Genomic DNA, 17581 nt, shown 5'->3' with positions numbered 1-17581 from the left:
GCGGCGATAATCAACGGATGTCCTCCCGCCCCCGCCGTCGCCGACCCGTGCGCTCGACGGTGACGGCGATCGTCGCCCTCCTCCTCACCGTCTTCCTGGCGTTTCACCGGGTGCTCCCCGATCCGGTTGGCTGGCTGTCGGTGTTCGAGATCGGCATCCCCTGGACTGGGCTCGCCGTGCTCCTGCTGATCGCCGCGGCGGTGAGCCTGCGCTCGCGAGGTACCGCAGCGGCGGTGACCGTGCTGGCGATGGTCTACGGGGTCCTCGTACTCCCGGTCGCGCTCCCCGCACCCGCGGTCCGTTCGGGATCATTTACCGTGGTCAGCCAGAACATCGAGACGAGCGACGATGCGGCCAGCGTCGCCGCTGCCCTTGCCTCGCGGGAACCGGACATCATCGCGCTGCAGGAGCTCGACGGCGCAGCGCGGAGGGCCGTCGACGCCGAACTCTCCGACGAGTACCCCTACTCGTTCGTCTCCAGCACCGTCGGTGTGTGGAGCAGAACGGCGCTCTCGGAGGAGGAGCCGCTCGATCTCGGCCTCGGCTGGGAGCGGGCTCTCGCCGTCAATGTCGACACGCCGGTCGGCAGCACGCGTCTGTTTGTCGTGCATCTCGCTTCGTTCCGTCCGGGCAATCACGAGGAGCGGGACACCATGCTGTCGGCTCTCGCTTCGGCGTTGAGAGATGACACGTCCACGAGGACCCTTGTGATCGGCGACTTCAACACTCCGACCGATGATCACCTGCTGGCCCCGGTACTGGCGGAGGCGGGACTCGTCCGCACGGGCGGCATCGGCTTTCCGGCGACGTGGCCGTCACTCCTTCCGCTTGTCGCCCTCGACCACGCCCTCGCTGAGCATGTGCCGTCGGCGACCCTCGACGTTTTGCCGCCGAATGGCTCCGACCACAGGCCGATCAGTCTGACGATCGGCTCCGCGTAGCGACCGTGTCGCTGATGTCGATGCCTTTCGCCGACTCGGGTGCAGAGCGCGAGAGGAGCGAGGCGGGTCGCACAGCTCCGGAACCGAAGCGGGCGGCCACATCGTCCACGGCGAGCTCGGCGTCGCGCCAGTCGTCGGAGTCGCTCCAGAGCGAGAAAGCGACCTCGTCGGCCTCCACCAGCTGTTCGCCGCGCACGCCGATCAGGCGAACCGGGCGACGGAGCGGATTTGCCGACTCGAGCAGCGCCGACGACGCCTCGAAGAGGACCCGCGCCACGTCCGTCGCCTCGACGAGCGTCCGCGAGCGCGTGAGAGTGGTGAAATCGCCGAAGCGAACCTTCACGGCGACCGTCCGGCAGCGCACGCCGGAGCGGCGCAACCTCACGGCGACCTTGTCGCAGAGACGCAGCAGTTCGCGGCGCACGAGTTCGGGCTCGGCGACGTCTTCGGCGAAGGTGATCTCGTGTCCTGCGCTCTTCTCGATCTGTCGGGTGTCGACTGCTCGCGGGTCGACTCCGTTCGCGAGCGCGTGCAGGCGGCGACCGGTGGCTTCGCCGAGCGCCGACACGAGCGACGAAAGCGGGGTCGTCGCGACGTCGGCGACGGTTCGCAGGCCGCGCCGCACCAGCGACTCCTCGGTGCTCCCGCCGACCCCCCAGAGGGCGCTGACCGGTAACGGATCGAGGAACGCGCGGACGCCGTCGGCCGGGACGACGAGCAGGCCGTCGGGTTTGGATCGACCGGAGGCAAGCTTCGCGACGAATTTGGTACTAGCGATGCCGACGGAGCAGGTGAGCCCCAGTTCGGCGTAGACACGGCGACGGATCTCGGTGCCGATCGTGAACGGCGAGCCGGAGATCCGTCGCGCACCGGCGACATCGAGAAATGCCTCGTCGATACTCAGACGCTCGACCAAGGGGGTAAAGGAGTCGAAGATCGCCATCACCCGGCGGGAGGCGTCACGGTAGCGCTCCATGTGCGGCTCGAGTACGACAGCATGAGGACAGCGGCGCAGTGCCACCGCCATCGGCATCGCCGAGTTGACGCCGAACCGGCGCGCCTCGTAGGTTGCGGCGGTCACGACGGAGCGGGCACCGAGGTGCCCGACGATGACCGGCCGCCCCCGGAGGTCGGGGCGCTCAAGGAGTTCGACCGAGGCGAAAAACGCATCCATGTCGATGTGCAGGATGCTGGCGCGGGGGTCGTCGAGCGGGTCGGCCGTGATTTGCCGCCCACTGCCGTCCTGCTTGCTCATGCGTCCTGGCCGTCCTGCTTGCTCATGCGTCCTGCTCGCTCATGTCCTGATCACCGATGTGTCCCGCTCCGCCGCGTGCCGCCCACTCTCCCGCTATGCTCGCACGCACCTCCGACACCGGTGGAGGGAATGGCCGCCGCTTCGCTGCGGTTGACCCGACCACCACGACGCTCCGGAGAGACATATGACGCACGAGCAGCCCGACTCCCCCACCGCCACCGAGATGAGCCGCTGGCTCGACCTGCAGGATCACGCGCACCGAGCCTTCGAAGTGCGCCTCGCAGCCGTCGAAGACTGGTCGGCCCCTACTCCTGACACCGAGTGGGACACCCGAGCCCTCGTCCTGCATGTCATCCGCGAGCAGCAGCGCGCCCACATCCTCCTCGCCGGCGGTGACGACTCGCCAATCCGCCTCGAGCCCGTGGCCTCCGACCTACGCAGTGAGTGGCGGCGCGTGACCGATCAGGTCCGTGACGCGGCCCGGGCCGTCGATCCCGCCGCGGTGCTCCAGCTCGGCCGAGACGCGGTGAGCGCGCTCGAGATGGTGCAGGAGCAAGTGGCCGACGTCACCGTGCACACCTGGGACCTCGCCCGAGCGACCGGCAGCGACGAGCGTCTTGAGGACGAACTGGTGGCGGCCGTGTGGGAACTCTTCGCTCCGCAGGAGGAGACGTTGCGGGCCAGCGGACTCTACGCCGCACCCGTTTTGGTCGACGAGACGGCGCCGTTACAGAGTCGCCTCTTGGCAATCACGGGTCGTGACGACCGCCTCGCCGCCTGAGCGCGTCAAGGCCTGGGGGACGGCTCCGAGCCGACGGCAGGATGGAAGGCATTACGGACACGGGGCGATGTGCCCCGACGAGGAGAGGAACATCCATGACACGAATCGCCGTCATCGGAGCCCACGGCAAGGTCGGGCAGCAGATCCTGCACCTGCTCTACGACGCCGGTCATGAGTCTGTTGGAGTGGTCCGCAACCCCGACCATGCCGAGGACATCCTCCGATTGGGTAGCGAGCCTCTCGTGCACGACCTTGAGGACAGCACGCCTGAGGCGTTTGCGGAGGCGCTCGGGCACGTCGACGGGATGGTCTTCACGGCCGGTGCCGGCCCCGACTCAGGACCGGACCGCAAGAGGACCGTCGACCTGGGCGCCTCAGTGCTCAGCCAGAAGGCAGCCGCGATCATCGGCGTGCAGCACTTCGTGCAGATCAGCGCGATGGGCGTCGATGAGCCACTTCCCGAGGAGACGGACGCGGGCTGGAAAGCCTATGTCGAGGCAAAGCGCGATGCCGATGCGGCGCTGCGCGACTCCGGAGTGGACTGGACGATCCTCCGCCCCGGAGGACTGACCACTGACGAGGGCACTGGCAAGATCACCCTCGGCACCTCCGTCGAGAAGGGCAGCATCCCCCGCGCCGACGTCGCGGCGACCGTGATCGCGGTGCTGGCGCAGCCGACATCAATCGGGAAGACCTGGGAGATCGTCTCTGGTACGAGCCCGATCGACGAGGCCGTCGCTCACGGCGCCTGAGCTGGGCTCCGCCTTCTAGAGTAGGGCGGGTGAGCAGTCACCCGCCCCGCCCCTGGATCCGCAGCTACGCGCCCGGCGTGCCGACGGAGTTCGAACCCCCCACCGGCTCGCTGCTCGATATCGTCACCGATTCGGCCGAGCGTTACCCAGACCGTGTCGCCCTGGAATTCTTTGGCCGCTCGACCAGCTACTCGCAGCTCGCCGATGAGGTCGAGCGGGCGGCGGAGGGGCTTCGCGGCCTCGGCGTGCGCGCGGGCGATCCCGTCGCTCTCGTGCTGCCGAATTGCCCGCAGCACGTCGTGGCCTTCTATGCCGTGCTGCGCCTGGGCGCCGTCGTGGTCGAGCACAATCCGCTCTATACCCCACGGGAGCTTCGCCACCAGTTCGAGGACCACGGCGCCCGCGTCGCTATTGCCTGGAACCGCGTCGTCCCCGTGGTGCAGGACCTGCCGGCCGATCTGGGTGTCGAGACCGTGATCGCCGTCGATCTGACTCGTGCGATGCCCGCGCCGACCCGCGCTGCCCTGCGCCTACCGCTGAAGAAGGCGCGGGAGTCGCGCTCCGCCCTGACCGCTCCTGTTCGGGGCGCCATCGACTGGGAGTCGCTGCTGCGCCGCCGGATCGACGCCGCGCACCCACGACCGACGGCGGACGACCTCGCGGTCATCCAGTACACCAGTGGGACGACCGGCACCCCGAAGGGGGCCGAGCTGACTCACGCGAACCTGACCGCGAACGCGGCCCAGTCGCGCGCCTGGGTACCGCAGGTGCGGCGCGGCGACTGCATCGTCTACGCCGTCCTGCCCATGTTCCATGCCTACGGGCTGACGCTCTGCCTCACATTCGCGATGAGCATGGGCGCACGGCTCGTGCTGTTCCCGAAGTTCGACCCGGATCTCGTGCTCAAGGTCGTAAAGAAGCATCCGGCGACGTTCCTGCCCGCCGTCCCCCCGATCGCCGAGCGGCTGGCCCGGCGGGCCGAGGAGCGTGGCATCTCGCTGGACGGCATCGAGATCGCAATCTCGGGGGCGATGCCGCTCGATCCCACGCTGGTGGAGTCGTTCGAGGCGTTGACGGGCGGCACGCTGGTCGAGGGCTACGGACTCTCCGAGACCTCGCCGGTTCTGATGGCGAATCCAGTCGGGCCGACGCGCCGCGCGGGCACGGTCGGCCTGCCGCTGCCCGGAACGGACGTGCGGATTGTCGATCCGGAGGACCCCTCCACGGAGATGCCTACGGGCGAACAGGGCGAGCTTGTGGTGCGCGGTCCACAGGTGTTCCGCGGCTACCACCGCAAGCCGGAGGAAACGGCATCCGCCTTCACGAGCGACGGATGGTTCCGCACGGGCGATATCGCGACACTCGACGATGACGGCTTCGTGTGCATCGTCGACAGGATCAAGGAACTCATCATCACGGGCGGCTTCAACGTGTCTCCCTCCGAGGTGGAGGAGGTGCTGCTACGCCTACCCGCGGTTCGCGAAGCAGCGGTAGTAGGGCTGCCGGGCGCCCGAAGCGGCGAGACTGTGGCAGCCGCCATCGTGCTCGAGCCCGGAGCGCACCTGGACGTCGAGGCGGCTCGCGCCGCGGTGCGCGAGGCACTTACGCCCTACAAGGTGCCTAAGCACATCACCATCGTGGACGAACTGCCGCGGAGCATGATCGGTAAGGTCCTGCGCCGCGAGGTCAGAGCGATGCTGGCCGAGGGAGAGTGATCCGACGAAGAGGGCCCACGACCCGTGCTCTCATGGATAAGGGGTCAGAAGCCGAAGTCGCCACCCCCGAAGTCGCCACCGCCACCGAAGTCACCGCCAGCACCGAAGTCACCACCTCCGGAATCACCCCAGCCGCCGGAGTCACCTCCCTCCGCACCGCCCGCCTCGCCGCCGTCGGCCGCGACATCGCCGCTCTCGCCGGCCGCGACATCGCCGCCTGCGTCGGGGAGGAAGGCACCCGCGATCGCCGAGCCGATCGCGAAGCCGGCGATGGTGCCGAGCATCGAGGAAGCGAGCACACCGCCGAAACCCATCCCGCCCCCGCCTGCAAAGCGCCGCTCCATGAATCCGGGCTGGCGCAACTCGCTGCGGGTGGCTGACTGCGCGAGTGTGCGCGGATCGTCGTCCTTGGGCGCGTCGCCAGCGGGTGCGCCCTCGCTCAGTTCGCGGAAAACCTGCTGCCGCTGTTCGGGAGTGAGCTGCTCAAAGGCCTCACGGTGGACCTGCTCGATTGCCTCGGGGGGCGCGGTGCGAAGAAGGTAGCGGTAACGCTCGATGGCCCGCTCGTCGTCGCTGCGCGGCGAGGTGGCGGGCGGAGTGCCGTACTCGGGCCGGCGGTCACCGGTTTGGGGCGGCGCGTAGTCGGCCCGGCGGGCGTTCTCGGGCTGCTCGTCGCGGCCCAACAATCGGTCCAGGAATCCCATGATTTCCTCCTCGGCGCCACGTCGTCGGCGCACAGGCCACCGTAGGCCCCTATCAGTCTCTTCGGCGCGCAGAATCACGGTCAACTCGGAGAACGCGTGTAATCCGCCGTGCCGCGGGCGATTGTGCACGCCGACAATGCACGCTCGGCGACCGCGTCACCGCTGCTTCGGGATGACCACCCACATCACGAGGTAGGCGATGATCTGCGGCCCGGGAAGCAGGCACGAGAGCACGAAAAGGAGCCGCACCACGAAGGGGCTCCAGCCGAAACGACGGGCGAGACCGGCACAGACGCCAGCGATGATCCTGCCCCGACGGGGGCGCACGAGAGTAGCCATGACTCCACCCTGTCGTACGCCACCTGGACGCGGCATCCGGGAAACCCCCTAGCCGTGGACGGGCAAACCCTCGGATGAGGCGGGTCGGGAGCCGCCGATCCGTGCTCGGTGACTAGCACGAGGCGCGCGGTCCCGACCCGGCGCAGACGATCCAGTGCCGCGCCGAGTGCCGCCGATTCCGCTCACCGTGTGCGGCTCACCCGGCCGAGCGCTCCAGTACAAGCTCACGCACACGGGATGCGTCGGCCTGGCCCTTCATCGCCTTCATCACTGCTCCGATGACGGCTCCCGCTGCCTGGACCTTGCCGTCGCGGATCTTCGCGAGCACGTCGGGCTGAGAGGCCAGCGCCGCGTCGATCGCCTCGATGAGTGCCCCGTCGTCCGAGACGACCGCAAGCCCGCGTACGTCGACCACCTGCTTCGGCGACCCCTCGCCAGCGATGACGCCCTGAAGCACCTCGCGGGCGAGCCGGTCGGTGAGCGTTCCATTCGTGATCAGACCAGCAAGCTCAGCCACCTGAGCGGGCGTGACGAGTGCGGCCGGATCCTCGCCCACAGCGTTCGCGAGACGAGCAACCTCGCCCGTCCACCATTTTCGGGCGGCCTGCGGCGAAGCGCCGGCGGCGACGGTCTCGGCGATCTCGACCAGCAGGCCACTGTTAGCGACGTCCTGAAACTCGAGGTCTGTGAAGCCCCACTCGGCCTTGAGCCGGCGGCGACGATCAGCCGGCTTCTCGGGAAGCGCGGCACGCAGTTCCTCGATGAGTTCAGGGCTTGGCACGACCGGCAGTAGATCGGGTTCGGGGAAATAACGGTAGTCATCCGCATCGCTCTTGGGGCGGCCCGCCGAGGTGCGGCCGGTGTCTTCGTGCCAGTGCCGCGTCTCCTGCGTGATGGTGCCGCCGGAGGCGAGGATCGCCGCCTGGCGCTGAATCTCGTAACGCACGGCGCGCTCGACCGAGCGCAGCGAGTTCACGTTCTTCGTCTCGGTGCGAGTGCCAAGCTTCTCCTGGCCGATCGGTCGAAGCGAGACGTTGGCGTCGCAGCGGAGGTTGCCTCGCTCCATCTTTGCGTCCGAGATGCCGAGCGCGAGCACGATATCGCGGATGGTTGCGACGTACGTCTTTGCATACTCCGGGGCACTCTTCCCGGCTCCGTAGATCGGCTTCGTAACGATCTCGACGAGCGGAACACCTGCGCGGTTGTAGTCGACGAGGGAATACTCGGCGCCCTGAATGCGGCCGGTGGAGCCGCCAACGTGCGTGAGCTTGCCCGCGTCCTCCTCCATGTGCGCACGCTCGATCGGGATCTGCACGAGTGATCCATCGCCGAGTTCGATCTCGACCGTGCCCTCGAAAGCGATCGGCTCATCGAACTGCGAGATCTGGTAATTCTTCGCCAGGTCCGGGTAGAAGTAGTTCTTCCGCGCGAACCGGCTGGACGGCGCGATTGAGCAGCCGAGTGCAAGGCCGAGGCTGATCGAGTAGCGCACCGCCTGCTCATTGACGACCGGGAGCGAGCCCGGAAGTCCGAGATCGACCGGGGTGACGTTGGTGTTCGGCTCAGAGCCGAACTCGTTCGGCGCATCGGAGAACATCTTGGTCTTTGTGTTGAGCTCGACATGCACCTCGAAGCCGAGCACCGGCTCGAAGCGCTCGAAGACCTCGTCGTAGTCCATCAGCTCAGGGGCGGGCGTGAGCGCCATCAGACGGCACCTTCCTCGGTCGCGGAGAGTACGGAGCGGGTCAGGTCGGGAGCCTCAGCGAGCAGCGGGTGGCCCCACTTCTGCTCCAGCAGCGCTTCAAGCGCGGCGCCGACTGTGTACAGGCGTACGTCTTCACGGGCGGGAGCCAGGAATTGCACGCCGACCGGCAGGCCATCTTCGTCGGCGAGGCCGGCGGGGACGGAGATGCCGGGGATGCCGGCCAGGTTCGCCGGGATGGTCGCGATATCACCGCGGTACATCGCCAGCGGGTCGTCGAGCTTTTCGCCAAGGCGGTAGGCGGTGGTCGGCGCGGTCGGCGACGCGATGACGTCGACGCTGGAGAAGGCCGCGTCGAAGTCGCGCTGCACCAGAGTCCGTACCTTCTGCGCGCTGCCGTAATAGGCGTCGTAGTAGCCGGCCGAGAGCGCGTAGGTGCCCAGGATGATCCGGCGCTTGACCTCGGGGCCAAAGCCCTGCTCGCGGGTCGCGGCCATCACCTGCTCGACAGTGCCACCACCCGGGGGCGTCACGCGGAGGCCAAAGCGCACCGAGTCGAACTTGGCGAGGTTGCTGGAGGCCTCGGCGGGAAGGATCAGGTAGTACGCGGCCACCGCGTGCTCGATGCTCGGGAGGCTGACCTCGACGACCTCGGCTCCGGCACCTTGAAGCATCTCGAGCGCCTCGTGGAAGCGAGCCAGCACACCGGGCTGGAAGCCCTCGCCACCGTCGAGCTCCTTCACCACGCCAATCCGCAGGCCTGTCACATCGGCGCGGTGGACCGCGTCGGCGAAGGAGGGCCAGGCGTCGCGGAGCGAGGTGGAGTCGCGCGGATCGTGCCCGGCGATCACGTCGTGCAGCAGGGCGGAGTCGAGGACGGTTCGCGACACGGGGCCGATCTGGTCGAGGCTCGAAGCGAGCGCGATCGCTCCGTAGCGCGAGACGCCGCCGTAGGTCGGCTTCACGCCCACCGTGCCCGTGACGTGGGCCGGCTGACGGATCGAGCCGCCAGTGTCGGAGCCGAGGGCCAGTGGTGCCTCATAGCTCGCGACGGCCGCGGCGGAGCCGCCACCGGAGCCGCCGGGGATGCGGTCGAGGTCCCACGGGTTGTGGGTGGGGCCGTAGGCGGAGCGCTCGGTCGTCGACCCCATCGCGAACTCGTCCATGTTGGTCTTGCCGATCGGCACGAGTCCGGCCTCGCGGACCTTCCGCATCACCGTTGCGTCGTATGGCGGGCGCCAGCCCTCGAGGATTCGGGAACCGCTGGTGGTCGGCATGTCGTTCGTCACGATGACGTCCTTGACTGCGAGCGGCACTCCGGCGAGCGGGTGTAGCGACTCGCCGTCGGCGCGGCGGCGGTCGATCGTCTTGGCCGCCAAGACAGCACCCTCGTGGGCGATGTGCAGGAACGCGTGGACCGCCCCGTCGACCGCAGCGATCCGGTCGAGGTGGGCGCGAGTCGCCTCCACAGCGGAAACGGAACCATCGGCCAGCTTCTCGGAGAGCGCAAAGGCGCTCAGGCGGACGAGCTCGTCGCCGTGCCCGCTCACTGCTCCTCCCCCAGGATCGCGGAGACCTGAAAGCGGCTGCCGTCATGCTCGGGTGCCCCCGAGAGTGCCTGCTCGCGTGTGAGCGTCTCGCCGACGACGTCGGGGCGGAACACGTTCTCAAGCGGGATCGGGTGGCTGGTGGCCGGCACCTCGGGAGTGGCGACGGCCTGGACCGCGCGCACGGAGTCGACGATCTGGTCGAGTTCGCGCGTGAGGTCCTGGATCTCGTCGGACGTGAGGTCGATCCTGGCCAGCTGGGCCAGATGGGCGACCGTGTCGGCCGTGATCTCGGACATGCATCTCCGTCTGGTGGTTCGGTGGATTTCCGGCGCCCAGTCTACTCGGCGTGCCGACCGCCTCCCCGCGAATATCGTTGGTCGGTCCGAGCCGCGAGACACCGCCGGTAACCAGCTGTGGGGGCCTGACGCGCGTCGCAAGTGGGACGTCATTCGTCGGAGGGAAGCGCGATTGCCGCGGGCCCCTCGGTCACCAGCAGGTGGAACTCGGCCGCGGTGATGATCCGTAGCCCCAGCGCCTCGGCCTTGCCGAGCTTGCTGCCCGCGCCGGGACCGGCGGCGACGTAGTCGGTCTTCTTCGAGACGCTCGAACCAGCCTTGCCGCCGGCGGCGAGGATCGCCTCCTGGGCCTCCTCGCGGGAGTAGCCCTCGAGGCTGCCCGTCGCGACGACCGTGAGCCCGGCGAGCACTCCGCCCGCGGCGTCCGCGGCCCCGGGACCAGGGTGCCCCGGCGTGGCGAATCGCACGCCGGCCGCAGCCCAACGCTCGACGATCTCGACGTGCCAGTCGACCTCGACCCACGCGATCACCGCGTCCGCGATGATCCCGCCCACGCCGTCGACCGCGGCGAGCTCGTCGCGGCTCGCCGAGCGGATCGCGTCGAGCGAACCGAAGTAGCCCGCCAGCGCTCGGCCCGCGACCGGACCGACGTGCCGGATGCTGAGCGAGACCAGCAGGCGCCACAGCTCTTTGGTCTTCGCGCGCTCGATGTTCTCGATCAGCCGCAGGGCGTTGGTGGAGGGCACCGAGACGGCATCTCCCGCGAAGGCGCCAGCCGCCGGATCGAACGCGCCGTCCTTCGCCGGCTGGCGCTTGCGCTTGAACGGGGTGACGACCTTCGGCTCGCCGTTCGCGTCGAGCTTCTGCAGCCCAGTCTCGGAGTCGCGGACGACGACCTCGATCGGGAAGACATCGGCCACCGTGAGCTCGAAGAGGCCAGCCTCGGTGCGTAACGGCGGATCTGCCGGGACGAGCGGCTGCGTGAGCGCCGCCGCGCTCACCTCGCCGAGCGCCTCGATGTCGAGAGCACCACGGCTGCCGATGTGCTCGACGCGCCCGCGCACCTGGGCCGGGCACGACTCCGCGTTAGGGCAGCGAAGATCGACATCGCCCGCCTTCGCGGGCGCGAGGGTGGTGCCGCACTCGGGGCATTGGGTCGGCATCACGAACTCCCGCTCGCTGCCGTCTCGCAGCTCCACCACGGGGCCAAGCACCTCGGGGATCACGTCACCCGCCTTGCGCAGCACGACCGTGTCGCCGATCAGCACGCCCTTGGCTTTGACCACGTCAGCATTGTGCAGCGTCGCCTGGCGCACCTCCGACCCGGCGACCCTGACCTTCGTCATCTGCGCGAACGGAGTGGCTCGGCCCGTGCGCCCCACGCTCACGACGATGTCGAGGAGCTTCGTGTGCACCTCCTCGGGCGGGTACTTGTAGGCAATCGCCCAGCGCGGGGCCCGACTGGTGGCACCGAGCTCGCCGTGCAGCTCGAGCTCGTCCACCTTGACGACGACTCCGTCGATCTCGTGCTCGACACCGTGGCGGTCACGCCCGTACTGCTCGACGAACGCGAGCACCTCCTCGACCGACTCCGAGACGCGGTTGTGGGCGCTGACCGGCAAGCCCCAGGCGGAGAGCAGGCCGTACACCGCGGACTGCGTGCCCACGGGCGGGTCGGGCCAGGCGCCGATGCCGTGGACGTAGAGCGCGAGCGAGGAGACTCGGGCCTCGCCGGCGCGCAGATCGAGGCCGGCCTTCTTGTCGAGCTGCTGCCGGAGCCCGCCGCTCGCCGCGTTACGCGGATTGGCGAAAGTCGGAAAGCGGCGCAGCGCGCTCGTGCGGGCTTTCTCCTCCTCGAAGACGCCGCGAGTGGCGGCGGGGCGGGCAGACCAACGCGCCCGCGCCTCCTCGACCGCCTCGTCGCGCAGCCGCTCTTGCAGGGCGTTGAGTTCGGTGAAGGCGGCGACCGGGATGAACACCTCGCCACGGACCTCGACGAGCGCGGGATGCCCCTCGCCCGCCAAACGCTCGGGGATGCCCGAAATCCGGAGCGCGTTCACCGTGACGTCCTCGCCGATCCGGCCATCGCCGCGGGTCGCGGCGGTCACGAGGCGACCGTGCTCGTAGTGCAGCGAGATGGCCAGGCCGTCGATCTTGAGTTCGGTCAGCCAAGAGATGGGGCGGTCAGCCGACGCGACCGTCTTGTCACACCACTCGCGCAGCTCGTCGGGCGAGAACACGTTGTCGAGCGACAGCATCCGCTCGGCGTGATCGATGGGAGCGAGCCCTGCGCCGACGATGCCACCGACCGTCTGCGTGGGCGAGTCGTCTGCGACAAGGTCGGGATGCTCGGCTTCGAGGGCGGCGAGTTCGCGCACGAGAGCGTCGTACTCGGCGTCGGCGAGCGGGGAGGAGTCGGCCGCGTAGTACGCGTCGCTCGCCGCACGGATACGCGCCCGCAGCTCCTCGACCCGGCGAGCAGGATCGACGATCGGATCGCTCATCCGAGCACCGCAGCGGTATCGGCAGCCACCGTGCGGTCGATCGTGCACTGGCCGAGCACACGCGTGCCCAGGTAGACGACGGCAGTCTGTCCGGGGGCGACGCCGTCAAGCGGCGAGTCAGGAGTGATCACAAATTCCACACTGCCATCGACCACCGACACCACGGCCGAGGCCGGGACCGGATCGGCGTGCGCCCGGATCTGCACGTCGCAGCGGAACGGCGTCGTCGCGTCCTCCGGTGCTGCTCCGGCCCAGCTGAAGTGCGCGCCGGCGATCTGTCCGATACGCAGCGCCTCCCGTGGACCCACGACGACCTCGTTGGAAACAGGACGCACCTCGAGCACGAAGCGCGGTCGGCCATCGGGGGCCGGAACGCCCAGGTGCAGCCCACGCCGTTGTCCGACCGTGTAACCGTGCGCGCCCTCGTGCGCGCCGACGATCGCGCCCTCACGGTCCACGATCGCCCCGGTCTGCGGTGCGACCCGCTCCGCGAGCCAGCCACGGGTGTCGCCATCGGGGATGAAGCAGATGTCGTAGCTGTCCGGCTTGCTCGCGACGCTCAGACCACGGCGGGCCGCCTCCGCCCGCACGACGGCTTTGGAGGGGGTGGAGCCGAGCGGAAACATCGAGTGCTCGAGCTGCTGCGTGGTGAGCACTCCGAGCACGTAGGACTGGTCCTTCGCCTCGTCGCTCGCGCGATGCAACTCGGGCGAGCCGTCAGCGGCGGTGCGGAGCGACGCGTAGTGGCCCGTGCAAACAGCGTCAAAACCGAGGTCGAGCGCCTTCTCGAGGAGTGCGGCGAACTTGATCCGCTCGTTGCAGCGCATGCACGGATTGGGCGTACGTCCGGCCGAATACTCGGCGATAAAGTCATCGACCACGTCGAGCTTGAAGCGCTCGGAGAAGTCCCAGACGTAGTAGGGGATGCCGAGGACGTTCGCGGCCCGCTGGGCGTCCATGGAGTCCTCGATCGTGCAGCAGCCGCGGCTCCCTGTACGTAGGGTCCCGGGCATCCTGCTCAGCGCGAGGTGCACGCCGACCACCTCGTGTCCTGCCTCCACCGCGCGCGCCGCGGCGACCGCCGAGTCCACTCCACCGCTCATCGCCGCCAAAATCTTCACCGTGCGAGTCTACGTTTCGCACACGCCAGGCACGAGCGGCGAACGGCGTCGAGCATCAACCGGCGGGAAGCACCACGCGGTTGGACAGTCCGGCCCGCGCGGCCCGCGCGTAGGCGGCAGGCAGCGCGGCGAGCAGCGCGTCGACGTCGGCGTCGACCGACGTGTGCCCGAACGTCATCCGCAGGACCCCGCGCGCCTCATCCTCGCTGCGACCGAGCGCGAGGACCACATGGGAGGGCTCGGGGATGCCCGCCGTGCACGCGGAGCCGGTCGAGACAGAGACGCCCGCGCCATCCAGCAGGAAGAGCAGGGAGTCGCCCTGCGCGCGGGGGAACGCGAGGTGCGCGTTGTTCGAGATGCGGCGGCCGGAGTCAAGCGGCGGACCGGTCAGCGTCGCTCCGGGGACCGCCACGAGGGCGCCGGTGACCAGCCGGTCGCGCAGGAGGGTGAGGCGACGGGTCTCGGTGGGCAGTTCCGCCTCCGCCTCGACCGCGGCGGCCGCAAAGGCGGCGGCACCCGGAACGTCCTGGGTGCCCGAGCGCACGCCGCGCTGCTGGCCACCTCCGTGCAGCACCGGAACGACCCGCGCGTCGCGGGCGAGCATGAGGGCGCCGGTGGCGATTGGTCCGCCGACCTTATGCCCCGACACACTGACGGCGACGAGCCCCGCGCCGCCGCGCGAACCGGACTCGCGGCGCACCTCGTCGATCCGCAGCGGCAGGTGGCCCAACGCGGCGACCGCGTCGAGGTGCAGCGGCACGCCGGCGCGCGCGCAGACCTCGGCGAGGGCCACCACGGGGTTGATCGTGCCGATCTCGTTGTTCACCCACAGCGCGGTCACCAGGGCAACGGAGCCGGGATCGCGCTCGAGCGCCGCGGCGAGCGTCTCTGGTTGCAGGGTCCCCTCGGCGTCGAGCGGCAGCCATTCGATCCGGGCGCCCTCGTGCTCGGCCAGCCAGGCGACACTATCGAGCGTGGCGTGGTGCTCTCCCTCCGCGACGAGCAGGCGGACGAGGGCAGCGTCCTCCGCGCGCCGCTGCCAGAAGAGGCCCTTGATCGCGAGATTGATCGCCTCCGTCCCTCCCGCAGTCAGCACGACTTCGATCGGCTCGCAGCCGAGCACGCCGGCGAGCGCCGAGCGCGCATCTTCGAGTCGCCGTCGTGCCTCCTGCCCCGAGGCGTGCACAGAGGAGGGGTTGCCCGGCCGTGCCGAGGCCTCAGCGAATGCAGCGAGGGCGGTGGCGCGCAGCGGTGTGGTCGCGCCGTGATCGAGGTAGATCATGCAGCCATTCCTCCCGCGTCAGGGGCACGGGGGAGGCCGGTGCCCGTCACTACTGTAAGTCGCATGACCTGTCACGATCCCCTCGCCCGGCTCGGCGTGAGCGTCGGCGACCAGGGCGGCGAGTTGCGGGTCTGGTCAGACAGTGCAAGCGCGGTCGACCTGCTGGTGTACGACGAGAAGGATCCGGCGTGGATCACGCGGACCGTCCCGCTCGCCCGCGATGAGGACGCGGTGTGGTCGGTCTGCTCCGAGCTGCTGGTGCCCGGCCGCCGCTACGCCCTGCGCGTGGACGGCCCGAGCGGACCGCGCCACCGATTCGACCCCCGGCGCGCCCTGCTCGAGCCCTACTCGAGGGGTCTGCACCGGGTGGCGGAGAACGAGTGGCGCTCGGTCGTCGTCGACGACGCGTTTGACTGGGGCGCCTCCTCCCGGCCCGGCACGCCGCTGGCGAGCACCGTGATCTACGAGGCGCACATCAAGGGCCTGACAAAGCTCAACTCCGCACTCCCCGTGGAGCTGCGCGGCACCTACGCGGGCCTCGCACACGAGTCGACGGTCGCGGCCTTGCTCGATCTCGGGGTCACGGCGGTCGAGCTGCTGCCCGTGCACGCGTTCGTCTCGGAGCAGCGGCTGTTGCGGCAGGGCCTCACCAATTACTGGGGCTATAACACGCTGAATTTTTTCAGTCCGCACGCCGCGTACGCCTCCCCCAGCGCCCAGCGTGGCGGACCGAGCGCGGTGCTGCGCGAGTTCAAGGGGATGGTGAAGCTGCTGCACGAGGCCGGTCTCGAGGTGATCCTCGACGTCGTCTACAACCACACGGCGGAGGAGGGACCTGACGGGCCGACGTCGAGCCTGCGCGGAATAGATGACGCGGGCTGGTACCGGCAGACGGCGCAGGGGCATTACGTAGACGTCACGGGCTGTGGCAACACAATCGACTTCGGCAGGCCCGCCGCGCAGCGGCTCGTCCTCGATTCACTCCGCTACTGGTCGGGCGAGCTGGGGATCGACGGCTTTCGCCTTGACCTCGCGGCCACTCTCGGCCGCGACGAGATCGCCCACTTTCAGAGCGACCATCCGCTGCTTCGGGCCGCGGTCGAGGATCCTGCGCTGGCCGGCGTGAAGATGATCGCTGAGCCGTGGGATGTGGGCACGGGCGGGTGGCAGACGGGGAACTTTCCCGTCGGCTGGTCGGAGTGGAACGACCGTTACCGGGATCGCGCGCGCAACTTTTGGCTCTCGGACATTGACTACGCCCGGCGCGCAGGGACGGCCCCCGTCGGCGTCGGTGGATTCGCGACGCGGCTCGCCGGCTCCTCGAACACCTTCTCGGCCGAGCGCGGCCCGCTCGCGTCCGTGAACTTCGTGACGGCGCATGACGGCTTCACGCTCGCCGATCTGGTCTCGTACAACGTCAAGCACAACATCGGCAACGGCGAGTCCAACCGCGACGGAGCCGAGACGAACCGCTCCTTCAACCACGGCTTCGAGGGTCCCACGACCGACGAGCGGATCACCCTCGACCGGCGCAAAGCGATGCGCAATTTGCTCGGCACCCTGCTGCTCTCGGCCGGCGTCCCGATGCTCACAGCGGGCGACGAGACCGGGCGCAGTCAGCGCGGGAACAACAACGCGTACTGCCAGGATTCGGACCTCACTTGGCTGCGCTGGGCGGACCTCGCCAGCTGGCAGCTCGCGTTACGGGCACACACCCGGACCCTCCTCCGCCTTCGCCGCGAGCACCCGGCGTTGCGACCCTCCCGGTACAGCCGAGGCGAGGAGGCCACGCCGGGAGCGAGCAGCATGCGCTGGTTCGACGCGCACGGCCGCGGGATGTCCGGCGAGGACTGGACCTCGGCCGCGCACCGAACACTGCAGTACCTCGCGGCCTCGACGTCGGTCGACGGCGATCTCGACCGGGTGCTCCTCGTCATACACGGTGTGGAACAGGAAACGACGGTCGCGCTCGCGCAGGACAAGGGCGTGACCGGCTACACGCGGCTGTGGAACAGCGCGGAGCCGGAGCCGCTGGAACATGGCGAGACCTTCGCGGCGGGGCAGGTCATCCGCGTGACTGCGACATCGATGCAGCTCTTCGTGGCGCACGGATCGGCTCCAGAGCAGGAGTCGGCCGTGGAGCAGGAGACCTGATGACGCGGAGCGGACCGGGGACTCCCGCCACGGTCGCGTTGACGGCAGCGGGGATCCCTTTCGTCCCGCGGGAGTACCGCCACGACCGGTCGATGACGAGCTACGGGATCGAGGCCGCCCAGGCACTCGGCGTGGAGCCGGAGCGGGTCTTCAAGACTCTTCTGGTCGATGTGGACGGCCAACTCGTGGTCGGCATCGTGCCCGTGACCGGCTCGCTCGATCTCAAGGGGCTTGCGGCGGCGGTCGGAGGCAAGCACGCCGAGATGGCCGATCCCTCCCTCGTGCAGCGCCGCACGGGTTATGTCCTGGGTGGCATCTCACCGATTGGTCAGCGGACGCGGCACCGCACGGTGCTCGACGAGTCGGCCGAGTTCTTCGAGACGGTGCTCGTCTCGGGCGGTCGCCGAGGCTTCGACATCGAACTCGCCCCCGCCGACCTCGTCGCCGTCACGGGCGCCCAGCTTGCGCCCCTCGCCCGCTGACCC

The 17581-nt window shown here is 69.3% G+C and carries 15 protein-coding genes; 6 read left to right on the top strand and 9 right to left on the bottom strand.

The annotated features are described in order from the left end of the window. Nucleotides 1-17 precede the first annotated feature (17 nt). Nucleotides 18-941, top strand: a complete 924-nt coding sequence (locus B0H03_RS03150) for an endonuclease/exonuclease/phosphatase family protein (protein ID WP_104264678.1) — start codon at nucleotides 18-20, stop codon at nucleotides 939-941. Here the strand turns inward: B0H03_RS03150 and dinB are convergent. After that, nucleotides 916-2196 (bottom strand): DNA polymerase IV, encoded by a 1281-nt coding sequence (gene dinB, locus B0H03_RS03145; RefSeq protein WP_104264677.1) that lies wholly within the window; start codon nucleotides 2194-2196, stop codon nucleotides 916-918. The two genes, B0H03_RS03150 and dinB, sit on opposite strands and share 26 nt — an antisense overlap. A gap of 184 nt (nucleotides 2197-2380) precedes the next feature. Between dinB and B0H03_RS03140 the strand changes: the two genes are divergently transcribed. The 3 genes from B0H03_RS03140 to B0H03_RS03130 all read left to right on the top strand — a co-directional run bounded on the left by B0H03_RS03140 (nucleotide 2381) and on the right by B0H03_RS03130 (nucleotide 5444). Beyond that, nucleotides 2381-2977, top strand: coding sequence for a TIGR03086 family metal-binding protein (locus B0H03_RS03140; protein ID WP_237399417.1), 597 nt, complete (start codon nucleotides 2381-2383; stop codon nucleotides 2975-2977). 95 nt (nucleotides 2978-3072) lie between these two features. Next, complete coding sequence (locus B0H03_RS03135; protein WP_104264676.1) at nucleotides 3073-3729, top strand: SDR family oxidoreductase; 657 nt, start codon at nucleotides 3073-3075, stop codon at nucleotides 3727-3729. Nucleotides 3730-3758: 29 nt separating this feature from the next. Further along, entirely contained in the window at nucleotides 3759-5444 is a 1686-nt protein-coding gene (locus tag B0H03_RS03130) for a long-chain-fatty-acid--CoA ligase (RefSeq protein WP_104353973.1), read from the top strand. Between the two features lie 44 nt (nucleotides 5445-5488). On the opposite strand, the gene B0H03_RS03125 is transcribed toward B0H03_RS03130, so the two are convergent. The 8 genes from B0H03_RS03125 to B0H03_RS03090 form a co-directional block, all read right to left on the bottom strand. After that, nucleotides 5489-6148: a hypothetical protein gene (locus B0H03_RS03125; protein ID WP_104264674.1), complete on the bottom strand. Its 660-nt coding sequence runs from the start codon at nucleotides 6146-6148 to the stop codon at nucleotides 5489-5491. 156 nt (nucleotides 6149-6304) lie between these two features. Further along, nucleotides 6305-6487 (bottom strand): PspC domain-containing protein, encoded by a 183-nt coding sequence (locus B0H03_RS03120; protein ID WP_104264673.1) that lies wholly within the window; start codon nucleotides 6485-6487, stop codon nucleotides 6305-6307. Nucleotides 6488-6683: 196 nt separating this feature from the next. Continuing rightward, nucleotides 6684-8192, bottom strand: coding sequence for an Asp-tRNA(Asn)/Glu-tRNA(Gln) amidotransferase subunit GatB (gene gatB, locus B0H03_RS03115; RefSeq protein WP_104264672.1), 1509 nt, complete (start codon nucleotides 8190-8192; stop codon nucleotides 6684-6686). Continuing rightward, nucleotides 8192-9739: an Asp-tRNA(Asn)/Glu-tRNA(Gln) amidotransferase subunit GatA gene (gene gatA, locus B0H03_RS03110; RefSeq protein WP_104264671.1), complete on the bottom strand. Its 1548-nt coding sequence runs from the start codon at nucleotides 9737-9739 to the stop codon at nucleotides 8192-8194. The genes gatB and gatA overlap by 1 nt, the downstream gene beginning before the upstream one ends. Then, the gene (gene gatC, locus B0H03_RS03105) at nucleotides 9736-10035 is read right to left on the bottom strand and encodes an Asp-tRNA(Asn)/Glu-tRNA(Gln) amidotransferase subunit GatC (RefSeq protein ID WP_104264670.1); all 300 of its coding nucleotides are present in this window, start codon (nucleotides 10033-10035) and stop codon (nucleotides 9736-9738) included. The genes gatA and gatC overlap by 4 nt, the downstream gene beginning before the upstream one ends. 149 nt (nucleotides 10036-10184) lie before the next feature. Continuing rightward, nucleotides 10185-12539, bottom strand: a complete 2355-nt coding sequence (gene ligA, locus B0H03_RS03100) for an NAD-dependent DNA ligase LigA (RefSeq protein WP_104264669.1) — start codon at nucleotides 12537-12539, stop codon at nucleotides 10185-10187. Continuing rightward, a complete protein-coding gene (gene mnmA, locus B0H03_RS03095; protein ID WP_181075026.1) occupies nucleotides 12536-13660 on the bottom strand; it encodes a tRNA 2-thiouridine(34) synthase MnmA in 1125 nt (374 codons plus the stop codon). Before mnmA ends, ligA begins: the two co-directional genes overlap by 4 nt. A 55-nt stretch (nucleotides 13661-13715) precedes the next feature. Then, complete coding sequence (locus B0H03_RS03090) at nucleotides 13716-14942, bottom strand: cysteine desulfurase family protein (RefSeq protein ID WP_104264667.1); 1227 nt, start codon at nucleotides 14940-14942, stop codon at nucleotides 13716-13718. Between the two features lie 63 nt (nucleotides 14943-15005). Between B0H03_RS03090 and glgX the strand changes: the two genes are divergently transcribed. Both glgX and ybaK read left to right on the top strand, forming a co-directional pair. Then, nucleotides 15006-17096 carry a glycogen debranching protein GlgX gene (gene glgX, locus B0H03_RS03085; protein WP_104264666.1) on the top strand — a complete coding sequence of 697 codons (2091 nt, stop codon included), beginning with the start codon at nucleotides 15006-15008 and terminating at the stop codon, nucleotides 17094-17096. Next, a complete protein-coding gene (gene ybaK / locus B0H03_RS03080) occupies nucleotides 17096-17578 on the top strand; it encodes a Cys-tRNA(Pro) deacylase (RefSeq protein ID WP_104264665.1) in 483 nt (160 codons plus the stop codon). Before glgX ends, ybaK begins: the two co-directional genes overlap by 1 nt. The last annotated feature ends 3 nt before the right edge of the window (nucleotides 17579-17581 follow it).

It is taken from the genome of Rathayibacter iranicus NCPPB 2253 = VKM Ac-1602, from assembly GCF_003149025.1.
Classification (GTDB): Bacteria; Actinomycetota; Actinomycetes; order Actinomycetales; family Microbacteriaceae; genus Rathayibacter; species Rathayibacter iranicus.
This window is presented reverse-complemented; position numbering and strand designations above follow the sequence as displayed.

Excerpts from the sequence above, each read along its gene's own strand:
- B0H03_RS03150 (WP_104264678.1), top strand. The coding sequence starts at position 18 with ATGTCCTCCCGCCCCCGCCGTCGCCGACCCGTGCGCTCGACGGTGACG.
- dinB (WP_104264677.1), bottom strand. The coding sequence starts at position 2,196 with ATGAGCAAGCAGGACGGCAGTGGGCGGCAAATCACGGCCGACCCGCTC.
- B0H03_RS03140 (WP_237399417.1), top strand. The coding sequence starts at position 2,381 with ATGACGCACGAGCAGCCCGACTCCCCCACCGCCACCGAGATGAGCCGC.
- B0H03_RS03135 (WP_104264676.1), top strand. The coding sequence starts at position 3,073 with ATGACACGAATCGCCGTCATCGGAGCCCACGGCAAGGTCGGGCAGCAG.
- B0H03_RS03125 (WP_104264674.1), bottom strand. The coding sequence starts at position 6,148 with ATGGGATTCCTGGACCGATTGTTGGGCCGCGACGAGCAGCCCGAGAAC.
- B0H03_RS03120 (WP_104264673.1), bottom strand. The coding sequence starts at position 6,487 with ATGGCTACTCTCGTGCGCCCCCGTCGGGGCAGGATCATCGCTGGCGTC.
- gatB (WP_104264672.1), bottom strand. The coding sequence starts at position 8,192 with ATGGCGCTCACGCCCGCCCCTGAGCTGATGGACTACGACGAGGTCTTC.
- gatC (WP_104264670.1), bottom strand. The coding sequence starts at position 10,035 with ATGTCCGAGATCACGGCCGACACGGTCGCCCATCTGGCCCAGCTGGCC.
- ligA (WP_104264669.1), bottom strand. The coding sequence starts at position 12,539 with ATGAGCGATCCGATCGTCGATCCTGCTCGCCGGGTCGAGGAGCTGCGG.
- B0H03_RS03090 (WP_104264667.1), bottom strand. The coding sequence starts at position 14,942 with ATGATCTACCTCGATCACGGCGCGACCACACCGCTGCGCGCCACCGCC.
- glgX (WP_104264666.1), top strand. The coding sequence starts at position 15,006 with ATGACCTGTCACGATCCCCTCGCCCGGCTCGGCGTGAGCGTCGGCGAC.
- ybaK (WP_104264665.1), top strand. The coding sequence starts at position 17,096 with ATGACGCGGAGCGGACCGGGGACTCCCGCCACGGTCGCGTTGACGGCA.